Below are 23,230 nucleotides of genomic sequence, written 5' to 3'. Positions count from 1 at the left end.
TGGACCCAGCCGGCCGCCAAAGAGCCGGATCGTGACCCCGAGAAGCGGTACCAACAGCAACGGAGGAGGAAATGTCAGGCGCGCCCGTCGCACCACACCCCGGCCCTGGCCAAAATTCCCTTGGCCAAAAGTCGCCCACCACCCAGGCGGAGACCATCTTCGAGGCTCGGGGCGTCAATCTGCGCTTCGGGGGCGTCCATGCGCTGACCGACGTCAGTTTCGGCATCCGTAAGGGCGAGTTGTTCTCGATCATCGGTCCCAACGGGGCCGGCAAGACCTCGATGGTCAACTGCATCTCCGGCCGCTACCGTCCGACCGACGGCAAGGTCTATTTCAAGGGCCGCGACGTGACGGGGATGACCCCGAACCACCGCGCCGCGCTCGGCATCGGCCGCACCTTCCAGAATCTGGCGCTGTTCGGGCACATGACCGTGCTCGACAACATCATGGTCGGCCGCCATCACCTGCTGAAGAACAACTTCCTGACCGGGTCGCTCTACTGGCTGACCGGCGCCAGGAAGGAGGAGCTGTCCCACCGCCGCGAGGTGGAGGAGATCATCGATTTCCTCGAAATCCAGCATGTGCGCAAGGCGACCGCCGGCACCCTGTCCTACGGCCTGCGCAAGCGGGTGGAGCTGGCCCGCGCCATCGCGCTGAAGCCGGACCTGATCCTGCTGGACGAGCCGATGGCCGGCATGAACCTGGAAGAGAAGGAGGACATGGCCCGCTACATCGTCGACCTCAACGAGGAGTTCGGCATGACCGTGGTCATGATCGAGCACGACATGGGCGTTGTCATGGACATCTCGCACCGGGTGATGGTGCTGGAATTCGGCAAGAAGATCGCCGAAGGCAAGCCGGAGGAGGTCCTGGCCGATCCCCGCGTCCGCCGCGCCTATCTGGGCGAGGACGACGAGGAAGAGGCGCCGGCGACGGCGGTCCAGCCGCGCAAGGAGGTCGCGTGATGTCCAGTACCGCTCTTCCCGATCTGGCCGCCAACGACACCCTGCCGAAGCTGCTGGCCTTGCACGCCCGCGACCATGGCAACGACATCGCCATGCGCGAGAAGGATTTCGGCATCTGGCGCACCTTCACCTGGAGCCAGGTCCATGCCCGTGTCCGCGCCTTCGCGCTGGGCATGACCAAGCTCGGCGTCGTGCCGGGCGAGGTCGTCGGTCTTCTCGGCGACAACCGCCCCGACTGGGTGATGGGCGAGATCGCCACCCATGCGGTGCGCGGCTACAGCCTGGGCATCTACCGCGACGCGCTGGACGAGGAGGTCGCCTACCTCATCACCTATGCCGACGTGAAAGTGGTGTTCGCCGAGGACGAGGAGCAGGTCGACAAGCTGCTGAACCTCGCCGAGCGGCTGCCGACGCTGCAGCACATCATCTATTCCGACCCGCGCGGCATGCGCAAATACCACGACCCCCGCCTGATGCCGGTCACCGATCTGGTGGCGATGGGCGAGGAGATGCATGCGCAGCAGCCGGATCTCTACGACCGCATGGTCGCGGCGACGAAGGGTGAGGAGGTCGCCATCCTCTGCACCACCTCGGGCACCACGTCGAACCCGAAGATGGCGATGCTGCCGGCCGGCCGGCTGATCCGCCATGTCGCCAGCTACCTGTCCGCCGATCCCAAGGGGCCGGAGGACGATTACGTCTCCGTCCTGCCGCTGTCCTGGATCATGGAACAGGTCTATGCGGTCGGCATGGGCATGGTGTCGCGGATGCGCGTGAACTTCGTCGAGGAAGCCGAGACGATGATGCACGACTTCCGGGAGATCGGGCCGAGCTTCGTTCTGTTCGCCCCGCGCCTGTGGGAGCAGATCGCCGCCGACGTGCGCGCCCGCATGATGGACGCCTCGCCCTTCAAGCAAAAGATGTACGATCTCGGCATGAAGCTGGGTCTGGAGGCTCTGGCGAAGGGGCAGCGCTCGGCGATGGCCGACGCCATCCTGTTCAAGGCGCTGCGCGACCGGCTGGGCTTCACCAACCTGAAATCGGCGGCGACCGGCGGCGCGGCGCTCGGCCCCGACACCTTCAAGTTCTTCCAGGCGCTGGGCGTGCCGCTGCGCCAGATTTACGGCCAGACCGAGACGATGGGCGCCTACACCGTCCATCGCGGCACCGACGTGGATTTCGACACGGTCGGCGTGCCGTTCGACGGCGGCATCGAGGTCAAGGTGATCGAGCCCGACCACAACGGCGTCGGCGAGATCGTCACCCGCCACCCCAACATGTTCGCCGGCTATTACCGGAACGAGAAGGCGACCGTCGCCGACATGCGCGACGGCTGGATGCATACGGGTGACGCCGGTTTCTTCGACAAGAAGGGCCATCTGGTCATTATCGACCGCATCAAGGACATCGCCACCACCGCCCAGGGCGACCGCTTCAGCCCGCAATACATCGAGAACAAGCTGAAGTTCTCGCCGTATGTGGCCGAGGCGGTGATCCTGGGCGACAAGCGCGACTATCTGTCGGCGATCATCTGCATACGCTTCCCCATCGTGTCGAAGTGGGCGGAGAAGAACCGCATCGCCTTCACCACATATTCCGACCTGTCGTCGAAGCAGGAGGTCTACGACCTGCTGCGGGCGGAGGTGGAGCGGGTGAACCAGACGCTGCCCGAGTATCAGCGCATCTCCAAGTTCCTGCTGCTCTACAAGGAGCTGGATGCCGACGACGGCGAACTGACCCGCACCCGCAAGGTGCGCCGCGGCGTCATCGCCGAGAAGTACGGCACCATCATCGACAGCATCTATACCGGCCAGCCGAAGATCGACGTGGACACCACGATTGCCTTCCAGGACGGCACCAAGCAGCGCATCCGCACCACCCTGACCGTCATCGACCTGCTGCCGCCGAAGGGCGCGCAGCGGCAGGCCGCCTGAGGGGAAACGCCATGACCCTTCTGTTTCAGCTTCTCGTCAACGGCCTGATCGTCGGCGCGCTGTATGGCGTGGTCGCCATGTCCTTCGTGCTGATCTACAAGGCCAGCCGCATCGTCAACTTCGCGCAGGGCGAATTCCTGCTGATCGGCGCCTGGACCTGCTGGTGGCTGCTGACCCACTGGCAGCTGCCCTTCTGGATCGGCTTCCCGATCACGCTGGCCTTCATGCTGGCCTTCGGCGTCATCCTGCAGATCGTCGTGCTGCGGCCGATGATCGGCGAGCCGATCATCTCCGTCATCATGGTGACCATCGGCCTGTCCATCGTCTTCCAGGCGGCGATGAAATGGATGTTCGGCGTCTTCGCCAAGCCTTTCCCGCCGATCTTCGCCAGCCCCACCATGAACCTGTTCGGGCTGGAGGTGCAGACCGTCTACGTCATGTCGCTGCTCATCTCGATCCTGATCATGGCGGGCTTCGGCTGGTTCTTCAAATACTCGCGGACCGGTCTCGCCATGCGGGCCACCGCCTTCGACCAGCAGGTGGCGCAGTCGCTGGGCATCTCGGTCCGCCACATGTTCGCGATGAGCTGGGCGATCTCCGCCATGGTGTCGGCGGTGGCCGGCGTCACGGTGGGCGTGGTCAACGGCGTGTCGTCGGCGCTGTCCTTCTTCGGCATCAAGGTGTTCCCGGCGGTGATCCTCGGCGGGCTGGACAGCGTCATCGGCGCCGTGGTCGGCGGGCTGATCGTCGGCGTGCTGGAGAACATGGCCCACTACCTGGACAGCCAGTGGCTGAACTGGGGCAACATGTACGAGATCGCACCCTTCTACGTTCTGATCGCCATCCTGATGATCAAGCCCTACGGCCTGTTCGGCACCAAAGACATCGAGCGCGTGTGAGGCCCCCATGGCATCCGTCAGCATCATCCCGAGCGGCGATTACAAGACGTCCTACGGGTCCGACACCACCATTTTCCCGACCAGAACCAGCCGCAACTTCGCGATCCTGGGCGTGGTCCTGCTGCTGGCCTGCCCGGCCTTCATGGACCGCTACTGGCTCAGCCTGCTGATCCAGATCAGCTATCTCGGCATCGCGGCGCTCGGCCTGAACATCCTGGTCGGCTTCACCGGCCAGATCTCCATCGGCCATTCCGCCTTCTTCGGCTTCGGCGCCTTCGCCTCGGCCTGGCTCAGCAACAGTGTCGGCGTCCCGGTGGCGCTGGCCATTCCGCTGGCGGGCGTGATCACCACGCTGGTCGGCCTCTTGTTCGGCATGCCGGCGGCGCGGCTGAAGGGCCTGTATCTCGCCATCGCCACGCTGGCGGCGCAGTACATCCTGCAGGACTTCTTCGCCCGTGCCGACTGGTTCACCGGCGGCACCGCCGGCACCATCGCCGAGCCGCTGACCATCTTCGGCTTCGCCTTCGACACCGACGAGCGCTTCTTCTACGTGGCGCTGGTGGCCCTGGTGGTGATGTACATCCTCGCCACCAACCTGATGCGGACCCGCGACGGCCGCGCCCTGGTGGCGGTGCGCGACCATTATCTCTCCGCCGAGATCATGGGCATCAACCTGACGAAGTACCGGACGATGTCCTTCGGCATCTCCGCCTTCTACGCCGGCATCGGCGGCGCGCTGTACGCCCACTACCTCCAGTTCGTGTCGGTCGAGGGCTTCACCATCCTCTTCTCGATCCAGTTCCTGGGCATGATCATCATCGGCGGGCTGGGCTCGATCATGGGCACGCTGATGGGCACCGCCTTCATGGTCTTCCTGCCGGAAGCGATGCAGGCGCTGACCAAGATGGTGAGCGGCACCGCGCTCGATACCGCGCTGAACCTGAAGGACAACATCGCCTTCCTGCGCGAGATGTCGATCGGCCTCGTCATCATCCTGTTCCTCGTGTTCGAGCCCGATGGGCTGGCCCACCGCTGGAAGCAGATCAAGGCCTACTGGAAGCTCTATCCCTTCTCGCACTGATGCGTACGCTTTTGCTGATCAACAAACAGAACAGACTGGGGAGTCAACGCACCATGTCGATCAAGACCGCGCTCTTCGCGACCTCTGCCCTCCTGCTGGCGACCTCCGCCACTGGCGTCACCTCCGCTTGGGCCGACATCCCGGTCGGCCATCTGGCGGACCAGTCCGGCGCCACCTCCGACGTCGGCGTGCCCTATGCGCAGGGCGTCGCGGACGCGCTGGCCTACATCAACGCCAAGGGCGGCATCAACGGCACCAAGCTGGCGGTCGACAGTGTCGATTACGGCTATCAGGCGCCGCGCGCCATCAGCCAGTACAAGAAGTGGTCGTCGGGCAGCGACAAGATCGCGGCACTCCAGGGCTGGGGCACCGCCGACACCGAGGCGCTGACCGGCTTCGTCGGCAAGGACGAGATCCCGGCCTATTCCGGTTCCTATTCCGGTCACCTGACCGACCCGACCGGCAAGGGTCCGCACGGCTCCAAGCCGGCGCCCTACAACTTCTTCTACGGTCCCTCCTATTCCGACGCGCTGCGCGGCATGCTGACCTGGGCGGCGGAGGACTGGAAGAAGCAGGGCGGCCAGGGCAAGCCGAAATACGTCCACATGGGCGCCAACCATCCCTATCCCAACGCGCCCAAGGATGCCGGCGAGCAGCTGGCCAAGGAGCTGGGCTTCGACGTGCTGCCGGCCGTGCAGTTCGCGCTCACCCCCGGCGACTACACCGCCCAGTGCCTGACGCTGAAGCAGTCCGGCGTCAACTACGCCTATCTCGGCAACACCGCCGGCTCCAACATCTCGGTGCTGAAGGCCTGCCAGACGGTCGGCGCCAAGGTGCAGTTCATGGGCAACGTCTGGGGCATGGACGAGAATGCCGCCAAGGCCGCCGGCTCGGCCGCCGACGGCGTGGTGTTCCCGATGCGCACCGCCGTCACCTGGAACGGCGACGCGCCGGGCATGAAGACGCTGAAGGACATCTCCAGGATCTCCGACGCGTCGGGCAACGCCTATCGTCCGGTGCATTACATGGCCGGCGTCTGCACCGCCTTCTACATGAAGGAGGCGATGGACTGGGCCTCGGCCAACGGCGGCGTCACCGGTCCGAACATCCGCAAGGCGATGTACCAGAAGAAGGACTGGGTGCCGGCCGGTCTGGAGGGCGTCTGTGTTCCCTCCACCTGGACCGATACCGATCACCGCGGCATGACGGCGGTCAACATCTACCGCGCCAAGGTGTCGGGCGAAACCGGTGCCGGGGTGGACGAGCTGGTCAAGGCCGGCACCATCAAGCTGGAGAAGCTGACCACCGTCGACGTTCCGCGCAAGCCGGAATGGCTGGGCTGGTAAGCCGATAAGCACGCGGCGCCTCCGCCTTCTTTCCGGCGGGGGCGCCCCCGATCTTTACGAACAGTTCAGGTGCCGCATGCTGAACACCGCCACGGCCGCTTCGACCAACGCTCCAGTCGCACCGCCGGTCACGGCCGCGAAGAAGCTGATGCTGTCCGTCAACAACATCGAGGTCGTCTACAACGACGTTATCCTCGTGCTCCGCGGCCTCAGCCTGGAGGTGCCGGAGGGCGAGATCGTGGCCCTGCTCGGCGCCAACGGCGCCGGCAAATCGACGACGCTGAAGGCGATCTCCGGCCTGTTGAAGACCGAGGACGGCGAGGTCACCCGCGGCGACATCACCTTCAACGGCGAGCGCATCAACGGCATCGATCCCGACCAGATCGTCCGCAAGGGCATCTTCCAGGTGATGGAGGGCCGGCGCATCATCGCCGACATGACCTGCCTGGAAAACCTGCGCCTGGGCGCCTACACCCGCCGCGACAATGGGGTGAAGGACGACCTGGACATGGTGTTCCAGTATTTCCCCCGGTTGAAGGAGCGCACCGGCCTTGCCGGCTACCTGTCCGGCGGTGAGCAGCAGATGCTGGCCATCGGCCGCGCGATGATGGCCCGGCCGAAGCTGATCCTGATGGACGAGCCGAGCATGGGCCTGTCGCCGCTGATGGTGAAGGAGGTGTTCAGCATAGTCCAGCAGATCAACAAGGACCTTGGCGTCACCATCCTGCTGGTGGAGCAGAACGCCCGCATGGCCCTCCAGGCTGCGACCCGCGGCTACATCATGGAGAACGGCAAGGTCGTGCTGGACGGCACCGCCGAAGAGCTGCGCAACAACGAGGACGTGAAAGAATTCTACCTCGGCGGCGGCAATGAAGAGCGCAAGAGCTTCAAGAACCTGAAGAGCTTCAAGCGCCGCAAGCGCTGGATTTGAGGGGAGTGGCGGGGCGTCGCATCGCCGACGGTCCCGCCGCCGATGCCAAAACCTGATCGGCCGACCCCTGAACGGACGAACGACCATGACCGATTTCTACGACGACCTCGAAACCCGTTCCTCCGACCGGCGCGAGGCCGAGCAGTTCGCGGCATTGCCTGCCCATCTGCACCACGCCAAGGACGCGGCCCCCTATTTCCGCCAGTTGCTGGCCGGGATCGACCCGGCGTCGATTCATGATCGCAACGCGCTGGCCACCCTGCCGGTGACGCGGAAATCCGATATGATCGCGTTGCAGCAGGCCCACCCGCCCTTCGGCGGTCTGGCGGCGGTGGAGATCGGCCGGCTGGCCCGCGTCTTCGCCTCTCCCGGCCCGATCCACGATCCGGAGCCGCATGGCGTCGATCCCTGGCGCAGCGCCCGCGCGCTGTTCGCCGCCGGCTTTCGCGGCGGCGACCTCGCCCACAACTGCTTCGCCTATCACCTGACCCCCGCCGGCTCGATGTTCGAGACAGGCGCGCACGCCCTCGGCTGCACCGTCATCCCCGCCGGCACCGGCAACACCGAGATGCAGGCCCAGGTGGTCGCCAGCCTGAAGCCGCGCGGCTACATCGGCACGCCCGACTTCCTGAAGATCATCCTGGAGAAGGGCGACGCGCTGGGGCTGGACGTCTCCTCCATCCGCATCGCCGCCGTGTCGGGCGGCCCCTATCTGCCCGACGCCCGCGCCTTCTACGAGGCGCGCGGGCTGGACGTCTACCAGAGCTATGGCACCGCCGATCTCGGCATCGTCGCCTACGAGACCCGGGCGCGCTCCGGTCTGGTGGTGAACGAGGGCTGCATCGTCGAGATCGTCCGTCCCGGCACCGGCGACCCGGTTCCCGACGGCGAGGTCGGCGAGGTGGTGGTGACCATCTTCAACCCGGCCTATCCGCTGATCCGCTTCGCCACCGGCGACCTGTCGGCGGTGCTGCCGGGCACCAGCCCCTGCGGCCGGACCAACATGCGGCTGAAGGGCTGGATGGGCCGCGCCGACCAGACCACCAAGGTCAAGGGCATGTTCGTCCACCCGAGCCAGGTCGCCGAGGTGCTGCGCCGCCATCCCCAGCTCGGCCGCGCCCGCTTGGTCGTCGGCCGCCAGGACGCCAGCGACACCATGACGCTCCGCTGCGAAGCGGAGGAGAGCGGCGAGGGTCTCGCCGCCGCCGTCCGCGAGACCCTGGCGTCGGTGACGAAGCTGAAGGGAACGGTGGAGTTCGTGGCGCCGGCAAGCCTGCCCAACGACGGCAAGGTGATCGACGACACGCGGGGGTGAATGTGCGGGTGTGACTGTGCGGGGCTGAACGGTCGCGGCGGGGGACCGCCGCAACCGTCCGTCTTCCTACCTCAGCACTCCGCGTCGGCCTGCGGCACCAGCTCATACTGCGGCTTGTAGCCCGGCTGTGCGCGGATGCGGTCGGCCCAGGCCTTGACGTTCGGATAGTCCTTCTCCTCGATCCCCGATTCGCTCAGCAGGTCGATCCAGGGGAAGGCGAAGATGTCGGCGATGGTCAGGCGTTCGCTCTGGATATAGCTGTGGCCGGCGAGATGCTGGTCGAACAGCTTCAACCCGCTGGCCGCCGCGCCGTCGAGCCAGGGCAGGGCGTTGGCATCGCCGTTGAACTTGCGCACGGCGCGGGCGCGCTGGACCGGCAGCAGCACGTCGGCCAGCCAGCTCAGCCATTCGGCGAGGCGCAGTGTCTCGGCCTCGTCGCGGCCGCCGAACTGGCCGGTCTGTTCCGCCAGATAGGTCAGGATCACGCTGGATTCGGAGATCGAATGGTCGCCGTGGACCAGCGTCGGCACCCGGCCGAAGCGGTTGATCGCCTGATACTCCGGCGACTTCTGCTGACCGGCGCGCAGATCGAGGTGACGGTACTGGAAGGGGATTCCAGCCAGCCGGAAGAACAGCGCGATGCGGGTCGCGGGCTGGGAATTCACGTTGCCGTAGAGGATGAAGGGCGCGGTCACGATCTCTGTCTCCCTGATTTAGCAGTCCCGAACGGGTCGGGGCCGGTGTTGCCGGGAGGATGGCCTCAACCGCCCCGGCCACGCCAGCGGAAAGCGCGGGCGGACTCACCCAAGGGTGCACTCAAGCTGTCCGCCGGATCGCCAGCCCCGATGCGGCGATGCGGAAGCCGCCGTCCGCCGTCTGCTCCACCGCGTCGCCGCCGTCCAGGCGATAGCTCTTGCCCTCCGGCACCCAGCCGGCGGGTCCGCGGAAGGTCACCATCTGGATGTAGCTGGTCGTCTCGACCACCGCATGGACGCTGCCATCCTCGGCCGTCGCCTCGAAACGGTCCGTTTCCATCTCCTGACGCAAAGGCATCGGCCTGTTCCCTTCCTGATCCGCGGCGCCCATAGCCTGCCATGGCGATGCCCCGGCAAGGCATAAGTTTAATTTGGGTCTTCCGCGAGGAAAGCTCGTTTGCCGGCCCCCGCCGGGATTTCTATCGTCCGGCCATCGCAACGATGCAGAGGGAGGTTGGAATGATCGGAAGGCGGGGGTTCCTGGCGGCGACAGGCGGGGTTCTGCTGCTGTCGGCGGCCGGGGCGCAGGCTGCGGAAGCCGGCAGGAACAAAGGCGGGAAAGCCACGGGAAGCGATGCGTTCGCAGCGCGCATGACCGAGCTGGAGGGGCGCACCGGCGGCCGTCTGGGCGTCGCGGTGCTCGACAGCGCAAACGGCCGGCTGCAGGACTGGCGCGGGGACGAGCGGTTCCCGATGTGCAGCACCTTCAAATTTCTTTTGGCCGCCGCCGTCCTGAAGACGGTGGACCAGGGCAAGGAGCGGCTGGACCGGCGGATTCCGGTGACCAAGGCCGATCTGGTCCCCTACGCGCCCTTCTCTGAGACCCGGCTGAACGGCACGCCGCCGACAGTGTCCGAACTGTGCGAGGCGGCGATGACGCTCAGCGACAATGTCGCGGCGAACCTGCTGCTGCCCGGCGTCGGCAACCCGGCCGGCCTCACCGCCTTCCTGCGCGGCATCGGCGACAAGGTCACGCGGCTGGACCGCAATGAGCCGAGCCTGAACACAGCCATCCCCGGCGATCCGCGCGACACCACCACGCCGGCCGCCATGGTGCGCAGCATGGAGCGGCTGCTGGTCGGCGACGTGCTGCGGCCGGAGTCCCGCAAGCAGCTGACCGACTGGATGGTCGCCAACAAGACAGGCGACAAGCGTCTGCGCGCCGGGCTGCCGGCTGGCTGGCGGGTCGGCGACAAGACGGGGACCGGCACCAACGGCACCGCCAACGACATCGCCATCCTGTGGCCGGAGGGCCGCGCGCCGCTGCTGGTCGCCAGCTACCTGACCCACACCGCGAAGGACTTCAAGCAGCAGGACGCCATCCATGCCGATGTGGCGCGGGCAGTGGCCGGGATGATCGGCTGAGGCAGAGAGAGGGCAGGCTCAGAGGGGGGATGTGGGCTGCGGATGCGGCGGCACCGCCCCCGCCCATCTGACGATGGAACGGACGGCGTTCAGGGCGTTCACATTGTCCTGAATGTGGAAGTGCCGCCGCAACTCGACGACGGCCGCCCATTCGCCGCTTTCGTGAAACGCCCTCTGGATCGCGGCGGCTTCAGTCTCGCTGACGCTGAACATTCCAACCTCATGGCCGACCCGGCGGCCCTCTGCATGGATCATGCCCTGACGGTGAGTCCGGTTGCAAGTCCGGCGGTGGGGCCGTCGCCCGATCAGGCGTTCGCCATCTCGGCATCCGGTTCCATGCCGCCGGACTCGTCGAAGTAATCGCCGGCCACGTCCGGTCCCCATTCCTGGACCAGAGCCACCTTCTTCTGCTTCAGCACCTCGACCCGCTTTTCGGCGCGGGTGACTTCCATGCCGGCGACCATCGGCGGGATGCCGTAATAGATGCCCCAGCCGACGGCGGCGGCGCTGTACATCACCAGCCAGGCCAGCGGGTCGGCGAAGATCTTCGCGGCGGCGCCGATGGTGTGCTGGTGCTTCCACAAATCGATGGCGAAGGGCATGCAGCCGCAGAAATTCAGCCCGCCGACGGTGATCGGCGCCGATTTGTCGGGATCGCGGTCGACGACATAGGCGACGATGGTCGGGATCATGCCGATGCCGAACAGGATGGTGGTCGGCAGCACGATCAGCGCCGCCGGCACGATCAGCAGGATCAGCGTGAGGGCGCCGCCCTTTTTCTTCTTCTTGCGCGCCATGGCGATCCCCCCTCGATTCAGACTTTATGAGTTCCGGTCAGAAGGCGAAGAACAGGATGATGCCGGCGACCAGCAGGGTCGACAGCAGGCTGGACACGATGGCGGCGACCTGCCGGCCCGACGTCTCGATGATGGAATTGCGGTCGGCGATGGTGTGGCGGATCTTGTCCATCTCCGCGTCGGCCTCGCGGTAGGCGATCTGTGCCGCTTCGAATTCCAGCCGGTCGCGGCGCAGCGCGTCGGGATCGTCCACCACCTTCAGCAGTTCGGTCAGCCGGCCGTTGTGCGCGGCGGCGTCCGCCATCTTGCGCACCTCCTGCTGCTGCGGCCGGTTGTGGAAGCGGCGGAAGGCGGGGTCAAGCATCGCCACCACCCAGCTGGCCAGATGGGTCAGCCCATCGACGCCGGTGCGGGCCTGGATGTCCGACAGGATGGTCAGCATGGCGATGATGCGCCGCATCGGCTCCACGCCGCTGCCGAGCTGGGTGAACAGCAACTCGTCCCCCCGCTTGTGACGGGCGCCGAGGAAGGCGGCGATATGCCGGTCGATGGGGTCCTTGTGCCGCTCGCCCCCGGCGGCGATCCAGTCGAGCGCCCTGAGCAGTTCGGCCGGCGAGGTCGGCAACTGCTTGACCACCAACCCGCTCATGCAGGGCATCGTTGGGTTCATCTCGTACAGCATGCGTTCCACCCCCAGCCCGTGGCTGGAGCGGTCGAGGAAGCCGCGCAGCTGGTCGAAGGTCTGGACCAGCGGCACGAATTCCGGCTTGAAGTCGGATTGGACGTTGACCCAGAACATCGGCAGCTGGTTGGCGATCACCTCCGCCACCGCCTGGGGGGATTCGCCGCGCAGGAAGGCGTCGGCCAGCATGGTGGCGATACCGTCCGGCATCATCGCCCGGCCGCGGTAACGGATGGGGGCGGTGGGGTCGAGCGCGATGCAGACGCGGGCCACCAGCCGGTCGCCCTGGGTGCCGCCCTTGCCGCTGGAAGCGGTCTGGATGGCGTGGCTCACCGCCTCCGCCCGCACATCGTCGCCCATCGACCGGCGCAGCCACTTGTCCAGCTCCCCGCTTTCGATGACGGAGGCGGCGGCGGGGGCATGGCGGGCGAAGGCGCGGGCCAGCGTGCGGCAGTGCCAGTATTCCGACCCCTGGAATTCCAGCGGACGGGCGGCGCGGCGGGAAATCTGCGGCTGCTTCGGGCTGAGCCGGCGGCCGGCCACCCACAGATCGAGGTCGTTCAGGGTCCAGCGCTGCTTGGGATCGTCGACCAGCAGGCCGCGCACCACCTCGTTGATCGCCAGCGGCAGCCGGTGCTGCTGGACCAGCGCCGGATAGGACCCGCGCTCCATCTTCGCCTGCAGAACCGCCTCGTCGTCCAGCCCGGCCAGCGGGTTGCGGCCGAGCGCCAGGATCAGCAGGGTGACGCCCAGCGAATAGAGGTCGTCGGCCATGGTGCCGGTGCCGCGACCGGCCGGGCTGGCCATGCCGCGCTCGATGGTTTCCAGCAGGACCGGCTGACCGTAGCCGGGCTGGGCCGACACGCAGTCGCCCAGCATCAGCGTGCCGGACGCGAGATCGCGGTAGAACAGGTTGGTCGGGCGGATCGCGCCATGGACGACGCCGCGGCTCGACAGTTCCTTCAATGCCGAGACCAGCGGGTGGACGATCTGCCGGGTCAGCTGGTCTTCCGGCATCGGATCCAGCGTGTCCGTCAGCGACCCCATCAGCCGCTTGCCGCCCGGCCGTTCGAACACCAGACAGAAGCGCCGCCCGCGGTCCTGCGGCCAGTCCACCAGCCCCCAGTCGAGCAGCCGCATGTTGGTGGCGTTGTCGAGGCTGCCGACGGTGGAGCAGATGTCCATCCGCGGCAGCACCGACGCATGGCAGATGATGGCGAAGGGCTCGATCCGCTTTTCGCGCAGCGCCTTGGCGGTGAAGGCATTGCCGCCGACGGCGTTCAGCAGGGGTATCGGCGCGCCCGGCTGGATCTCGTAGCGTTCGGCGAGCTTGACCGGTTCGGCGTTCGCCATCGCTGCCGTGGCGGCTCCCATCGTACCTGTCTGGGCGTCGGATGGCATGAACGGCGGATCCCCGGGGCGTGCGAATGTGCGCAGGCCTTAGGTGGCGTTAAAAGGGCAAACAAACCCTTAACGTGCGCGTGCGTAACACTATCGGATTGGACGGAAAAGGAAAACCCCCGCCGGGACGGGCGCTGAAGCTTTGCGAGGGGGCAGGGACGGGTGGCAAGATTTACACGGATTTCACGGATTGAAGCACGGATTTCACGGATGTGGAGTCGCGAGGTGGTGGCTATCGGGAAAAGCGGCGTGCCGCCAAGGCTAAAAAATCCGTGAAATCCGTGTCTAAATCCGTGAAATCCGTGTAAATCTTGCCAGCGCGGCCGGAAGATCCAAAAGAGAAAGGGCCGCCTTTCAGCGACCCTTTCCACAATACTGCTCATCCACCAGGGAAGAGGGGGCTCGGCGACGAACCGGTTACCCGTTCTTGACCGCGACGTAGGACCCCGGCGCGTCTTCCAGGGCGGGCAGGGCGCCGTCGCCGGGCTGGCGGGCGGGAACCTTGCCGTTGGCATACTGGCCGACCCACTTGTTCCATTCCGGCCACCAGGAGCCGGGGGTCTGGGTCGCCTTCTCCAGCCACTCGTCGGAGGTCTTGGCCAGCTTGTCGCTGGTCCAGTAGCAGTACTTGTTGGCCGCCGGCGGGTTGACGACGCCGGCGATGTGGCCGGACGCCCCCAGCACGAACTTGACCGGACCGCTGAACAGCTTGGCGCCGCTGTAGGTGCTCTTCCACGGCGCGATGTGGTCTTCGCGGGCCGACAGGAACAGCGCCGGCACCTTGACCTTGCCGAGGTCGACCGGAACACCCTTCAGCGTCACGGCGCCCGGCTGCGCCAGCATGTTCTTCTGGTACATGTTGCGCAGATAGAAGCTGTGCATCGCCGCCGGCATGCGGGTGCTGTCGCTGTTCCAGTACAGCAGGTCGAAGGGGAAGGGATCCTTGCCAAGCAGGTAGTTGTTGACGACGAACGACCAGATCAGGTCGTTGGCGCGCAGCATGTTGAAGGTGGTCGCCATCTTGGCGCCGTCGAGATAGCCCTGCTCGGCCATCTGCCCTTCGATGAAGGTCAGCTGCTCCTCGTCGATGAAGATCGACAGCTCGCCGGCTTCGGCGAAGTCCAGCATCGTGGTGAAGAAGGTCGCCGACTTGATGCGGTCGTCCTTCTTGACCGCCATGTAGGCGAGCGTGGAGGCCAGCAGCGTGCCGCCCAGGCAATAGCCGATGGCATTCACGTCCTTTTCGCCGGTCGCCTTCTCGATGGCGTCCAGCGCCGCCAGCGGGCCTTCGACCATGTAGTCCTCGAAGCCCTTGGCCGCCAGCGTCTCGTCCGGGTTGACCCAGGACAGGACGAAGACGGTGTGGCCCTGGTCGACCGCCCACTTGATGAAGCTGTTCTTCTCACGCAGGTCGAGGATGTAGAACTTGTTGATCCAGGGCGGCACGATCATCAGCGGACGCTTGTTCACGTCCGGCGTGGTCGGCGTGTACTGGATCAGCTGCATCAGGCTGGTCTGGAAGACGACCTTGCCCGGCGTGACCGCGATGTTCTTGCCCAGCTGGAAGGCATCGTAGTCGGTCATCGAGATGCGCAGCTCGCCCTTGCCGCGCTCCAGATCCGTCAGCAGATGCTCCAGCCCCTTGACCAGATTCTCGCCGCCGCTCTCGATGGTCGCGCGCAGCACCTCCGGGTTCGTCATGACGAAGTTGGAGGGCGCCATCGCGTCGACGAACTGGCGGGTGTAGAAATCGACCTTCTTGGCGGTGTGGTCGTCCAGCCCCTCGACCTGATTGACGGTCGACTGCATCCACCGGGCGCTCAGCAGGTAGGACTGCTTGATGAAGTCGAACAGCGTGTTCTCGTCCCAGGCGGCGTCCTTGAAGCGGCGGTCGTCCTTGGCCGGCGCGATGACCGGCTGGGTCTCCTGCCCGAAGAAGCGCTGGGTGGTGCGCTGCCACAGGGTCAGGTAATCCTGCCACAGCGACATCTGCGCCTGCATCAGCTTGGCCGGGTCGGCCATCATGCGGGTGGTCATCTCAAGGAAGGCATGGCCGACGCCCATCGGGTCCGGGCTCTTCGGGCCGGCGCCGTCGGCGGCCTGACGGGCGAGGAACTCGGAGACCAGCCGTTGGCTCTGTTCGGCGATGCGGGTCATCGCCCGCGACATCTCGACCGGATCGGGCAGCTTGACGTCGGGCACCTGGGGGGAAGCCGGGTTGGAAGCCTGGGAGGGGGCCTTGGTCTCGGCCATGAGCACGGTCCTTCTTCTTTGGGCGGGTGTCGCGTCGTCTCGGTCATGTCGCCTGTGTCGCCTTGGGTCCGCGGGATCGGGCTTGCGCCAGATTGGGCTTTGGGCCTTGCGGACGGACGGCTATACAGGCTTGCAGGCGATGGTCTTCGGGAGCGGTCTTCGGGAGGCGGTTTGCACCATGTCGCTGTGGGTTGCGTGCGGCGGTCCGGCTTTATGGTGCGGTGCAGGAGAAATCCGAAACCTCTCATACACCGCAGTTGTGAACATTTCATTTCAAGGATCGTCGCACAAGTGTGGCGTATCGGCCAGACACGGGGAAGGATGATGGTGACGGGCAGTCAGGGTAACGGTCGGGGTATCGCGGCGTGCGGGCGGGCGTTCAGCCTGTTAATCGTAGCGATACCAATGGTTTTCGGGCTGTCGGCCTGCAGCGACCGCATGCTCGACACCGGCCCGCTGGGGGCCATCACCGGCGAGCCGTCGCCGGTCAGCGACAATTCGTCGCCCATCCGCAGCATGAGCGGGGAGCGGAGCGGGTACCCCAACCTGGGCACCGTCCCGCCGCGACCGACCGACCTGACCACCGAGGCGCAGCGCCAGCAGGCGATGGACCGTCTGGCCCAGGACCGTGCGGCCTCCCGCCGCACCCGCGAGCAGACGGAGGCGATCCAGGTGCCGGAGCCGCTGCCCACCCCGATGGCGGTTCCGCCGAAGCCGGACCTGCGGCCCGGCAAGAGCTGAGGCCGGCGAGATCTGAGGATTGCGGGCAAGCAAAAAGCCCCCGGCCGGACGGTCGGGGGCTTTTTCCTGCATACGGGCTGCCGGGGGTGAGGGGCTGCCTCACTCCCCTGCTCGTCACTCCTGCCCGCTTATCACTCCTGCCCGCTTATTACTCCTGGATGAACGCCTTCACGTAGGACTGGCGCAGCGGCTGGATCAGATAGTCCAGCGGGGTGCGGGCGGACAGCACGATGCGGGCCTCCACCGGCATGCCGGCCTTGATCTTCATGTGGCGGACCTCGTGGCTGTCGGCGTCCTTCAGGCGGATGCGGGCCAGATAGTATTCCTGGCGGGTCGCATTGTCGGTCAGGCGGTCGGCCGACACGTAGGACACGGTGCCGTCGATGGTGCCGACGACGCGGCTGTCATAGGCGGTCAGCTGCACCTTCACCGGCAGGTCGACGGCCATCGACTTGATGTCCTTCGGCTGGATGCGGACCTCGGCCAGCAGGGCCTTGTCGTCGGGAACGATGTCCAGCACCGGCTCGTTGGCGGTGATGCTGCCGCCGACGGCCGGATGGCCGTACATCACGACGTTGCCGGCGTCCGGCGCCTTGACGGTGCGGTTGTCCAGGCGGTTCCTGGCGTCGCGGATCTGCTCGGCCAGCTTCTGGGCGTCGCCACGGGCCTTGTCCAGCTCGACCAGCACCTTCTCGCGGAAGTCGCTGCGGCGGCGGACCAGATCGCCCTGGGCATCGACCGCCTGCTGGCGCGACTGCGACATGCGGGCTTCCAGCTCATGGTCCTGGGCGTGGAGCTGCGCGTTCTCCTTCTGCGCCGCCACCAGCTTGGTGCGGGTGGAGTTGCCGCGGTCCAGCAGGCCCTGGGTGATCTGGATGTCCTCGTCCGACAGCTTGATCTCGCGGGCCAGGAAGGCGCGCTGCTTCTCCAGGCTCTGCACCTCGTCGCCCAGCGTGGCGATGCGGTCCTTGGTCAGCTTGGCTTCGGTGTCGAGCTGGGTGCGGCGGACCTGGAACAGCTTTTCCTGGTTCGCCATGGCGTTCTCGACCGCCGGTTCCTTGGCACGGCGGGCGGCGAGAGCGTCGGGCCATTCGATGGCCGGCTTCTCGAACAGCTCGGCCGACAGGCGCGCTTCGGAGGCCAGCGTGTCGAACAGGGCGGCGTTCAGCATCTCGAGCCGGGTCTGCGCCTCGGTGCTGTCCAGCCGCATCAGGACCTGCCCGGCCTCGACCCGGTCGCCCTCATTGACCATGATGGCGCTGATCACGCCGCCTTCGGTGTTCTTCACCACCTTGCGGCCGGTCTCCGGCGCCAGCGAACCCGTGGCGCTGATCGCGCTGTGCAGGGGGGCCACCGCCGCCCAGCCGGCCATGCCGCCGAAGCCGACCGCCAGGACCAGGAAGCCGCCCAGCAGCAGGCCGCGGGCATTGGTTTCCGGCATCGCCGCCCGCAGCGCATGGATCGAGGTGATGGTCGCCGTCTTGCGCGACGGCTTGCCGGCGGGGGTCTCGGGGCCGTTGTCGCTGGAGAGCGGGGCGGGGAAGGTCGTGGTCATCGTGGTCATGGGACTTCCTTGGCTCTGTCGGGTCTGGCGTCAGCCGGATGGTCGGTCTCGGGGGCGGTGCCGGCGGTCAGCCGGCGGCCCCTGCCGTGGCGGCGGCCGGACCCTGAGGGCCGAGATTGCCTGGTCCGAGATTACGGAGGCGGGCGAGGTTGACGGCGCCGGGCTGGGCCTGCTGCTGCTCCGGACGCGGCAGCTCCATCGCCATGCCGTTCTTCAGAACGTAAGTGTGGTCGGACATATCGACGAAGATCGGGGCGTGGGTCATGACGATGGTGGTCGCCCCGCGCTCCTTGCTGGCCGCGACGAAGGCGCGGACCGCCTTGATGCCCAGCTCGTCCAGGCCGGCGGTCGGCTCGTCCAGCACCAGAAGCGGCGGCTGGCCGAAGGCGGCGCGGGCAAGGCCGATCAGGCGGGCGCTGGCGCCGGTGATCGGGGACAGCGGGTCGTTGACCTCGGTCTCGTAGCCCATGGGCAGGCTTTCGACCCATTCATGGATGCCGACGGCCTTGGCAGCCTCTTCAACCTGTTCGCGGGTGGCGCTGGTGAAGCGGGCGATGTTGTCGGCGATGCTGCCGGGCAGGAGATCGACCTGCTGCGGCAGGTAGCCGATGCCCTGGTCGGGGCTGTCGGGGGTCAGGGTGGCGACGGACAGGCCGCCCAGCCGCACCGTGCCGGCCGACGGCAGGGCGACACCGGCCAGCAGGCGGGCCAGCACCGACTTGCCCGACCGGTTGGGGCCGGCGATGCAGACGGTCTCGCCGGGTTCGACCGACAGGGTGACGCTGCGCAGGATCGGCTTCTGGTCGCGGGGGGAGACGAACAGCAGGTTCTCGACGGTCAGGCGCTCGCTCTCGACGGGCACGGAGGGACGCTCCGGCTCACGCGACAGGCGCTTCAGCAGCGGCAGCAGGCGGCGGACGGCCTGGGCGGAGCGGACCAGCCCGCCCCAGGCGCCGGCGGTCTGTTCGATCGGGGCGAGGCCGCGGCCGACCAGCATCGAGGTGGCGATCATGCCGCCGAAGGACAGATGCTGCTCGATCACCAGCCAGGCGCCGATGCCCGTCACGGCGATCTGCAGGACCATGCGGACCCACTTGGTGGCGGCGCCGATGGCGGCGCTGCGCTCATAGCCCTGGCCCTGCATGGCGCTGGCGGTCAGGAAGTCGCGGTTGACGGCGTCCAGCGAGGCGTTGCCCATGCGCAGGCCGCGCACGGTGTCGGAACGCGACGCCAGCGCTTCGAACAGCTTCTGGGCGCGGCCGGCCGGCAGCTTGCTCTCGTCGTTGATGTCCTTGACGGCCACATAGCCGATCCAGCCCATCACCGCCATGATCAGCATCGACACGACCAGCACCAGCGCCAGCATCGGGTGGATGACGTAGATGCCGATGACGTAGAGCGGGGCCCAGGGCAGGTCCATCAGCGCCGGCAGCGACGGGCGCGAGAAGGCGCCCTTCAGCTCGATCAGGTCGGCGAGCGGGCCGTTGTCCGGGCGGCCGCGGCCGGCGGCGTCCAGCGCGTCGGCGGTCAGCCGGCGGCGCCACCGCACCTCCAGCGCGTTGCCGGCACGGGCGAGCAGGCGCGAGCGCACCATCTCCAGAAGACCGCTCAGCGTCAGCGCCATCACGACGATGACGGTCAGCATGGCCAGGGTATCGTAATTGCCGGACGGGATGGCGCGGCTGAACACCTGAAGCGAATAAAGCGGCATGGCGAGCATCAGCGCGTTGATGGTGGCGCTGAAGATAAATGTACTAACAAGTATCCTGGTGAAATAACCGCGATTGAATGAGGCTTCCGGCTTATCATTGCCGGGCTGTCGCATAGAGTTGGACTTGGTCGAAACAGGCATAAAACAGCCCTCCAATTGTCACCGGTCGGCGCAGTGCCCACTGGATGCAGGCGAGCTCAGAGAACGCGATCTTGGTAAATGGGACCTTAACATTCGGGGACGTCACAGGATTGCCACCGGATGCCACCACTTTTGCGCAGAATTACCTCGGTATTGTTTGTTCCTTCGGGGGTGACTTGGTGCCGGTGCCCGGCGGAGGGGGCATGACCTATGGCCGGTTGGAGGGGGCAGGCATTACCGCTATCGTTCCCCCGCGGCGATTCCGCCGGTCCATTCCCAACGAAAGCCGGAGATGACGATGGAAGGGCGCAAGGTCCCCTCGGTGGTTTTCAAGACCCGCGTGCGCGATGAGAGCGTCGGCGGACCCAACCCGTTCCGCTGGCAGGACGTGCAAAGCGACGAGTTGTTCAAGGGCAAGCGGGTGGTGGTGTTCTCGCTGCCCGGCGCCTTCACGCCGACCTGCTCCAACGAGCAGTGCCCGGCCTTCGAGCGTCTCCATGACGACTTCAAGGCTCTGGGCATCGACGAGGTCTATTGCATCAGCGTCAACGACGCCTTCGTCATGTACCAGTGGGGCAAGAGCCTGAACCTCAAGAAGGTGAAGCTGATCCCCGACGGGTCGGGCCATTTCACCCGTCGCATGGGCATGCTGATCGACAAGGACAGTCTGGGCTTTGGCTTCCGCTCCTGGCGCTATGCCATGGTCGTGAAGGACGGTGTCGTCGAGAAGTGGTTCGAGGAGCCGGGCATCAACGACGAAGGCGAGAACGGCGATCCCTACGGCGAATCCTCGCCGGAGACTGTGCTCGCTTTCCTGCGGAACTGAGCGGGCCGATTCGGCGCCCGCCCGGCCGGCCCGGCCGCCGGGATGATTTCGGACTGACGGCGCAAGGCCGGCGGGGCGGCGGCTCCGTCGGCCTTTTCCATGGCTGCCCGAAGCCCCGCCGGCATCCGCCGCCGGGGTTGGGTTGCGCATGATCGTGCATGTGCGTGTATCAGAAATCCCTTAAGGCTTTTTGTTAGACATTCCCTGTTCTATTGCTACCTTCCGCAGAGGTTCTGGCGGATGGGGTGCAGCAGGTGGCAGAAAATCGGCCGCTCCGGTGTTTTCTGGTTGCATGGTTCGTGGCGGCGCTGGCGCTGGTGTCGCCCTTCGGCGCCGCTCCGGCCAGTGCCGATGCCACAGCACCTCCGCTCGCTCCGCACAACGTGGTGCTTGCCAAGAGTTCGGTATCGGGGTTGGCGGCCGGCGCCTTCATGGCGCTCCAGTTCCACGTCGCCCATTCGGGGGAGATGGCCGGCGTCGGTCTGGTGGCCGGCGGTCCCTATCTCTGCGCGGCCGAGAATCCGCTTCTGGCGGCGGCCTGCATGCAGGGCAATCCGCTCTGGCCGCGCGGCCAGCCGCTGTACGAAGCGGCCCAGCCGCTGGCGGCGGCCGGGGCTATCGACCCGCTCGACCGGCTGGCTCAGGCTCAGGTCTACCTGTTCAGCGGCCGCGCCGACATGGTGGTGAACCGCAAGACGGTGGAGGAGGCGGAGGCATTCTATCGTGCCGCCCATGTGCCGGCGAACCAGATCCGGTTGGAAACCGGGCTGGATGCCGGCAACGGCTTCATTGCGCCGGGCGGGGGCAACGACTGCAACGCCAACCGCAGCCCTTATGTCAATGCCTGCGGCGACTATGACCAGGCCGGCCGAATCCTGTCGCACATCTATGGCGGGTTGAACCCGCCGGCTCCCGACATGCCGGCGGCCGTTCCTTTCGACCAGACGCCCTTCGGCGATCCGGACCGCACGGGGCTGGCCCCCGCCGGCTATGTCTATGTGCCGCCCGCCTGCGGGCGCGGAGCGGCCTGTGCCGTGCACATCGTCTTTCACGGATGCCGCCAGTCCGCGGCCGAGGTCGGCGATGCCGTGACCACCGGCGCCGGCTTCAACCGCTGGGCGGCCAACAACAATCTGATCGTGCTCTACCCGCAGCTGTCGGCGCGCAATTCCGCGGATCCGATTGCCTGCTGGGACTGGGTCGGCAGGACCGGGACGGAATACGCGACGAAGGGCGGGGCGCAGATCGCCGCTGTCCACGCAATGTTGACAACACTTTCAGGGCAAAGGTGACCCTTTTCATGACCATTTCGAACAAAGCGATTCTCAAGACTGCGTTTGCGGCTCTCCTCGTCCTGGCGCCGCTTCCCGTGGCCGCGCAAAGCGCTGCCCAGATCAGGCTGTCGGACCTGAAGCTGAAGATCGACCCGGCCCAGACCACGGTGTCGGGCATTTCGTCGGGCGCCTACATGGCCGGGCAGTTCCAGGTCGCCTATTCGGGGCTGGTCAAGGCGGCCGGGCTCGTCGCCGGCGGTCCTTACGACTGCGCCGAGGTGTCGACGGGCGGCGTCGCCACGGCAATCGTGGCGCTGAAACGCTGCATGGACGTGGCGATGGGCGCGTCCGATGTCGATGCCCTGGTCGCCAACGCCAAGGCGCGCGAGAAGGCGAAGGAGATCGACCCGCTGTCCAACATGGCGCAGGCGAAGATCTACCTGTTCAACGGCGATGGCGACGTGACGGTGAAGCGGCCGGTCGCCGACGCCACCGACCGCTTCTACCGGGCGCTGGGGGTGGCGGAGGCCAACCTCTCCTACGTGAAGCTGCCGAAGGCGGCCCATGCCTACATCACCGACGGCTATGGCGCGGCCTGCGACTTCATCCCGAAGGAGGGGGAGAAGAGCGAATACATCAACAACTGCCAGTACGATCAGGCCGGCGCCATCGTCCGCTTCTTCTATGCCGACGCCAAGACCCCGAACGCCTCCGCCGCGGCCCGCCAGCCGCAGCTGTTCAACCAGGCGCCCTTCGTCGGCGACACCAGCCGCAGCGGCATGGCCAAGACCGGCTACATCTATGTTCCGGAAGCCTGCGAGGGCGGTGCGCAGACCTGCCGCATCCATGTCGCCTTCCACGGCTGCCAGATGGCGTCGAACCTGATCGGCGATCATTTCGCCGTGAATGCCGGCTACAATCGCTGGGCCGACGTCAACAACATCGTCGTGCTGTATCCGCAGATCGACGGTGCCGCCAAGCCGACCTCCAACCCGAAAGCCTGCTGGGACTGGTTCGGCTACACCGGCTACGATTTCGCCCGCAAGAGCGGCTTCCAGATGACCGCGGTGCGCAAGATGATCGGCGCGCTCGCCGGGGAGTGACCGTCCGCTCCCCATAAAAAAGCCCCTCTCCGGCGGACCGGAGAGGGGCTTTTCTTTGCCTTGGGTCGATCAGGCCTTGAGGATGCCGCGGCCGGCGAAGCGGGCGGCGACGCCGAGCTGCTCTTCGATGCGGATCAGCTGGTTGT

Annotated in this window: 20 protein-coding genes; 12 read left to right on the top strand and 8 right to left on the bottom strand. The window is 66.6% G+C overall.

Annotated elements, in window-relative coordinates:
- Positions 1-71 precede the first annotated feature (71 nt).
- The 7 genes from CRT60_RS14040 (at position 72) to CRT60_RS14010 (ending at position 8,471) form a co-directional block, all read left to right on the top strand.
- Positions 72-965 carry an ABC transporter ATP-binding protein gene (locus CRT60_RS14040; protein WP_204561907.1) on the top strand — a complete coding sequence of 298 codons (894 nt, stop codon included), beginning with the start codon at positions 72-74 and terminating at the stop codon, positions 963-965.
- On the top strand, positions 965-2,899 hold the full coding sequence (locus tag CRT60_RS14035; protein ID WP_098737061.1) for a long-chain fatty acid--CoA ligase: 1,935 nt from the start codon (positions 965-967) through the stop codon (positions 2,897-2,899). The genes CRT60_RS14040 and CRT60_RS14035 overlap by 1 nt, the downstream gene beginning before the upstream one ends.
- Before the next feature lie 11 nt (positions 2,900-2,910).
- Positions 2,911-3,798 carry a branched-chain amino acid ABC transporter permease gene (locus CRT60_RS14030; protein WP_098737060.1) on the top strand — a complete coding sequence of 296 codons (888 nt, stop codon included), beginning with the start codon at positions 2,911-2,913 and terminating at the stop codon, positions 3,796-3,798.
- Positions 3,799-3,805: 7 nt separating this feature from the next.
- Positions 3,806-4,879 (top strand): branched-chain amino acid ABC transporter permease, encoded by a 1,074-nt coding sequence (locus tag CRT60_RS14025; protein ID WP_098737059.1) that lies wholly within the window; start codon positions 3,806-3,808, stop codon positions 4,877-4,879.
- 53 nt (positions 4,880-4,932) lie between these two features.
- Positions 4,933-6,225, top strand: coding sequence for an ABC transporter substrate-binding protein (locus tag CRT60_RS14020; RefSeq protein WP_098737848.1), 1,293 nt, complete (start codon positions 4,933-4,935; stop codon positions 6,223-6,225).
- 76 nt (positions 6,226-6,301) lie between these two features.
- A complete protein-coding gene (locus CRT60_RS14015; protein ID WP_193548432.1) occupies positions 6,302-7,156 on the top strand; it encodes an ABC transporter ATP-binding protein in 855 nt (284 codons plus the stop codon).
- An 85-nt stretch (positions 7,157-7,241) separates the two neighbouring features.
- Positions 7,242-8,471, top strand: a complete 1,230-nt coding sequence (locus tag CRT60_RS14010) for a phenylacetate--CoA ligase family protein (protein WP_098737058.1) — start codon at positions 7,242-7,244, stop codon at positions 8,469-8,471.
- 71 nt (positions 8,472-8,542) lie between these two features.
- On the opposite strand, the gene CRT60_RS14005 is transcribed toward CRT60_RS14010, so the two are convergent.
- Both CRT60_RS14005 and CRT60_RS14000 read right to left on the bottom strand, forming a co-directional pair.
- Positions 8,543-9,166 (bottom strand): glutathione S-transferase family protein, encoded by a 624-nt coding sequence (locus tag CRT60_RS14005; RefSeq protein ID WP_098737057.1) that lies wholly within the window; start codon positions 9,164-9,166, stop codon positions 8,543-8,545.
- Between the two features lie 121 nt (positions 9,167-9,287).
- Positions 9,288-9,524 carry a hypothetical protein gene (locus tag CRT60_RS14000; RefSeq protein WP_098737056.1) on the bottom strand — a complete coding sequence of 79 codons (237 nt, stop codon included), beginning with the start codon at positions 9,522-9,524 and terminating at the stop codon, positions 9,288-9,290.
- A gap of 161 nt (positions 9,525-9,685) precedes the next feature.
- Between CRT60_RS14000 and bla the strand changes: the two genes are divergently transcribed.
- The gene (gene bla, locus CRT60_RS13995) at positions 9,686-10,591 is read left to right on the top strand and encodes a class A beta-lactamase (protein ID WP_098737055.1); all 906 of its coding nucleotides are present in this window, start codon (positions 9,686-9,688) and stop codon (positions 10,589-10,591) included.
- Positions 10,592-10,609: 18 nt separating this feature from the next.
- On the opposite strand, the gene CRT60_RS13990 is transcribed toward bla, so the two are convergent.
- The 4 genes from CRT60_RS13990 to CRT60_RS13975 form a co-directional block, all read right to left on the bottom strand.
- On the bottom strand, positions 10,610-10,804 hold the full coding sequence (locus CRT60_RS13990; protein WP_244592498.1) for a hypothetical protein: 195 nt from the start codon (positions 10,802-10,804) through the stop codon (positions 10,610-10,612).
- A gap of 92 nt (positions 10,805-10,896) precedes the next feature.
- On the bottom strand, positions 10,897-11,388 hold the full coding sequence (locus tag CRT60_RS13985; protein WP_098737053.1) for a hypothetical protein: 492 nt from the start codon (positions 11,386-11,388) through the stop codon (positions 10,897-10,899).
- 37 nt (positions 11,389-11,425) lie between these two features.
- Positions 11,426-13,471: a protein kinase domain-containing protein gene (locus CRT60_RS13980; protein WP_244592497.1), complete on the bottom strand. Its 2,046-nt coding sequence runs from the start codon at positions 13,469-13,471 to the stop codon at positions 11,426-11,428.
- Between the two features lie 417 nt (positions 13,472-13,888).
- Positions 13,889-15,724 (bottom strand): PHA/PHB synthase family protein, encoded by a 1,836-nt coding sequence (locus tag CRT60_RS13975; RefSeq protein ID WP_098737051.1) that lies wholly within the window; start codon positions 15,722-15,724, stop codon positions 13,889-13,891.
- A gap of 438 nt (positions 15,725-16,162) precedes the next feature.
- Between CRT60_RS13975 and CRT60_RS13970 the strand changes: the two genes are divergently transcribed.
- Positions 16,163-16,465, top strand: coding sequence for a hypothetical protein (locus CRT60_RS13970; protein ID WP_244592496.1), 303 nt, complete (start codon positions 16,163-16,165; stop codon positions 16,463-16,465).
- A gap of 148 nt (positions 16,466-16,613) precedes the next feature.
- On the opposite strand, the gene CRT60_RS13965 is transcribed toward CRT60_RS13970, so the two are convergent.
- Both CRT60_RS13965 and CRT60_RS13960 read right to left on the bottom strand, forming a co-directional pair.
- On the bottom strand, positions 16,614-18,029 hold the full coding sequence (locus tag CRT60_RS13965) for an HlyD family type I secretion periplasmic adaptor subunit (protein WP_098737050.1): 1,416 nt from the start codon (positions 18,027-18,029) through the stop codon (positions 16,614-16,616).
- 67 nt (positions 18,030-18,096) lie between these two features.
- Positions 18,097-19,881 (bottom strand): type I secretion system permease/ATPase, encoded by a 1,785-nt coding sequence (locus tag CRT60_RS13960; protein ID WP_244592495.1) that lies wholly within the window; start codon positions 19,879-19,881, stop codon positions 18,097-18,099.
- 298 nt (positions 19,882-20,179) lie between these two features.
- On the opposite strand from CRT60_RS13960, the gene CRT60_RS13955 reads away from it, so the two are divergent.
- The 3 genes from CRT60_RS13955 to CRT60_RS13945 all read left to right on the top strand — a co-directional run bounded on the left by CRT60_RS13955 (position 20,180) and on the right by CRT60_RS13945 (position 23,084).
- On the top strand, positions 20,180-20,707 hold the full coding sequence (locus CRT60_RS13955; protein ID WP_098737845.1) for a peroxiredoxin: 528 nt from the start codon (positions 20,180-20,182) through the stop codon (positions 20,705-20,707).
- A gap of 254 nt (positions 20,708-20,961) precedes the next feature.
- Positions 20,962-21,999 (top strand): extracellular catalytic domain type 2 short-chain-length polyhydroxyalkanoate depolymerase, encoded by a 1,038-nt coding sequence (locus CRT60_RS13950; RefSeq protein ID WP_244592494.1) that lies wholly within the window; start codon positions 20,962-20,964, stop codon positions 21,997-21,999.
- Between the two features lie 8 nt (positions 22,000-22,007).
- Entirely contained in the window at positions 22,008-23,084 is a 1,077-nt protein-coding gene (locus tag CRT60_RS13945; RefSeq protein WP_098737048.1) for an extracellular catalytic domain type 2 short-chain-length polyhydroxyalkanoate depolymerase, read from the top strand.
- Positions 23,085-23,230: the final 146 nt, after the last annotated feature.

Source organism: Azospirillum palustre, assembly GCF_002573965.1.
Classification (GTDB): domain Bacteria; phylum Pseudomonadota; class Alphaproteobacteria; order Azospirillales; family Azospirillaceae; genus Azospirillum; species Azospirillum palustre.
The sequence above is the reverse complement of the archived record's forward strand: the minus strand, read 5'-3'. Positions and strand labels throughout refer to the sequence as shown.

What these genes read in the sequence shown, in the direction of transcription:
- CRT60_RS14000 (WP_098737056.1), bottom strand. Translation starts at nt 9,524, where the DNA reads ATGCCTTTGCGTCAGGAGATGGAAACGGACCGTTTCGAGGCGACGGCC.
- CRT60_RS14035 (WP_098737061.1), top strand. Translation starts at nt 965, where the DNA reads ATGTCCAGTACCGCTCTTCCCGATCTGGCCGCCAACGACACCCTGCCG.
- CRT60_RS14010 (WP_098737058.1), top strand. Translation starts at nt 7,242, where the DNA reads ATGACCGATTTCTACGACGACCTCGAAACCCGTTCCTCCGACCGGCGC.
- CRT60_RS13985 (WP_098737053.1), bottom strand. Translation starts at nt 11,388, where the DNA reads ATGGCGCGCAAGAAGAAGAAAAAGGGCGGCGCCCTCACGCTGATCCTG.
- CRT60_RS14040 (WP_204561907.1), top strand. Translation starts at nt 72, where the DNA reads ATGTCAGGCGCGCCCGTCGCACCACACCCCGGCCCTGGCCAAAATTCC.
- CRT60_RS14030 (WP_098737060.1), top strand. Translation starts at nt 2,911, where the DNA reads ATGACCCTTCTGTTTCAGCTTCTCGTCAACGGCCTGATCGTCGGCGCG.
- CRT60_RS13965 (WP_098737050.1), bottom strand. Translation starts at nt 18,029, where the DNA reads ATGACCACGATGACCACGACCTTCCCCGCCCCGCTCTCCAGCGACAAC.
- CRT60_RS13970 (WP_244592496.1), top strand. Translation starts at nt 16,163, where the DNA reads ATGCTCGACACCGGCCCGCTGGGGGCCATCACCGGCGAGCCGTCGCCG.
- CRT60_RS13945 (WP_098737048.1), top strand. Translation starts at nt 22,008, where the DNA reads ATGACCATTTCGAACAAAGCGATTCTCAAGACTGCGTTTGCGGCTCTC.
- CRT60_RS14025 (WP_098737059.1), top strand. Translation starts at nt 3,806, where the DNA reads ATGGCATCCGTCAGCATCATCCCGAGCGGCGATTACAAGACGTCCTAC.
- CRT60_RS13975 (WP_098737051.1), bottom strand. Translation starts at nt 15,724, where the DNA reads ATGGCCGAGACCAAGGCCCCCTCCCAGGCTTCCAACCCGGCTTCCCCC.
- bla (WP_098737055.1), top strand. Translation starts at nt 9,686, where the DNA reads ATGATCGGAAGGCGGGGGTTCCTGGCGGCGACAGGCGGGGTTCTGCTG.
- CRT60_RS13990 (WP_244592498.1), bottom strand. Translation starts at nt 10,804, where the DNA reads ATGTTCAGCGTCAGCGAGACTGAAGCCGCCGCGATCCAGAGGGCGTTT.
- CRT60_RS14015 (WP_193548432.1), top strand. Translation starts at nt 6,302, where the DNA reads ATGCTGAACACCGCCACGGCCGCTTCGACCAACGCTCCAGTCGCACCG.
- CRT60_RS13980 (WP_244592497.1), bottom strand. Translation starts at nt 13,471, where the DNA reads ATGCCATCCGACGCCCAGACAGGTACGATGGGAGCCGCCACGGCAGCG.
- CRT60_RS13955 (WP_098737845.1), top strand. Translation starts at nt 20,180, where the DNA reads ATGGAAGGGCGCAAGGTCCCCTCGGTGGTTTTCAAGACCCGCGTGCGC.
- CRT60_RS14020 (WP_098737848.1), top strand. Translation starts at nt 4,933, where the DNA reads ATGTCGATCAAGACCGCGCTCTTCGCGACCTCTGCCCTCCTGCTGGCG.
- CRT60_RS13960 (WP_244592495.1), bottom strand. Translation starts at nt 19,881, where the DNA reads ATGCCTGTTTCGACCAAGTCCAACTCTATGCGACAGCCCGGCAATGAT.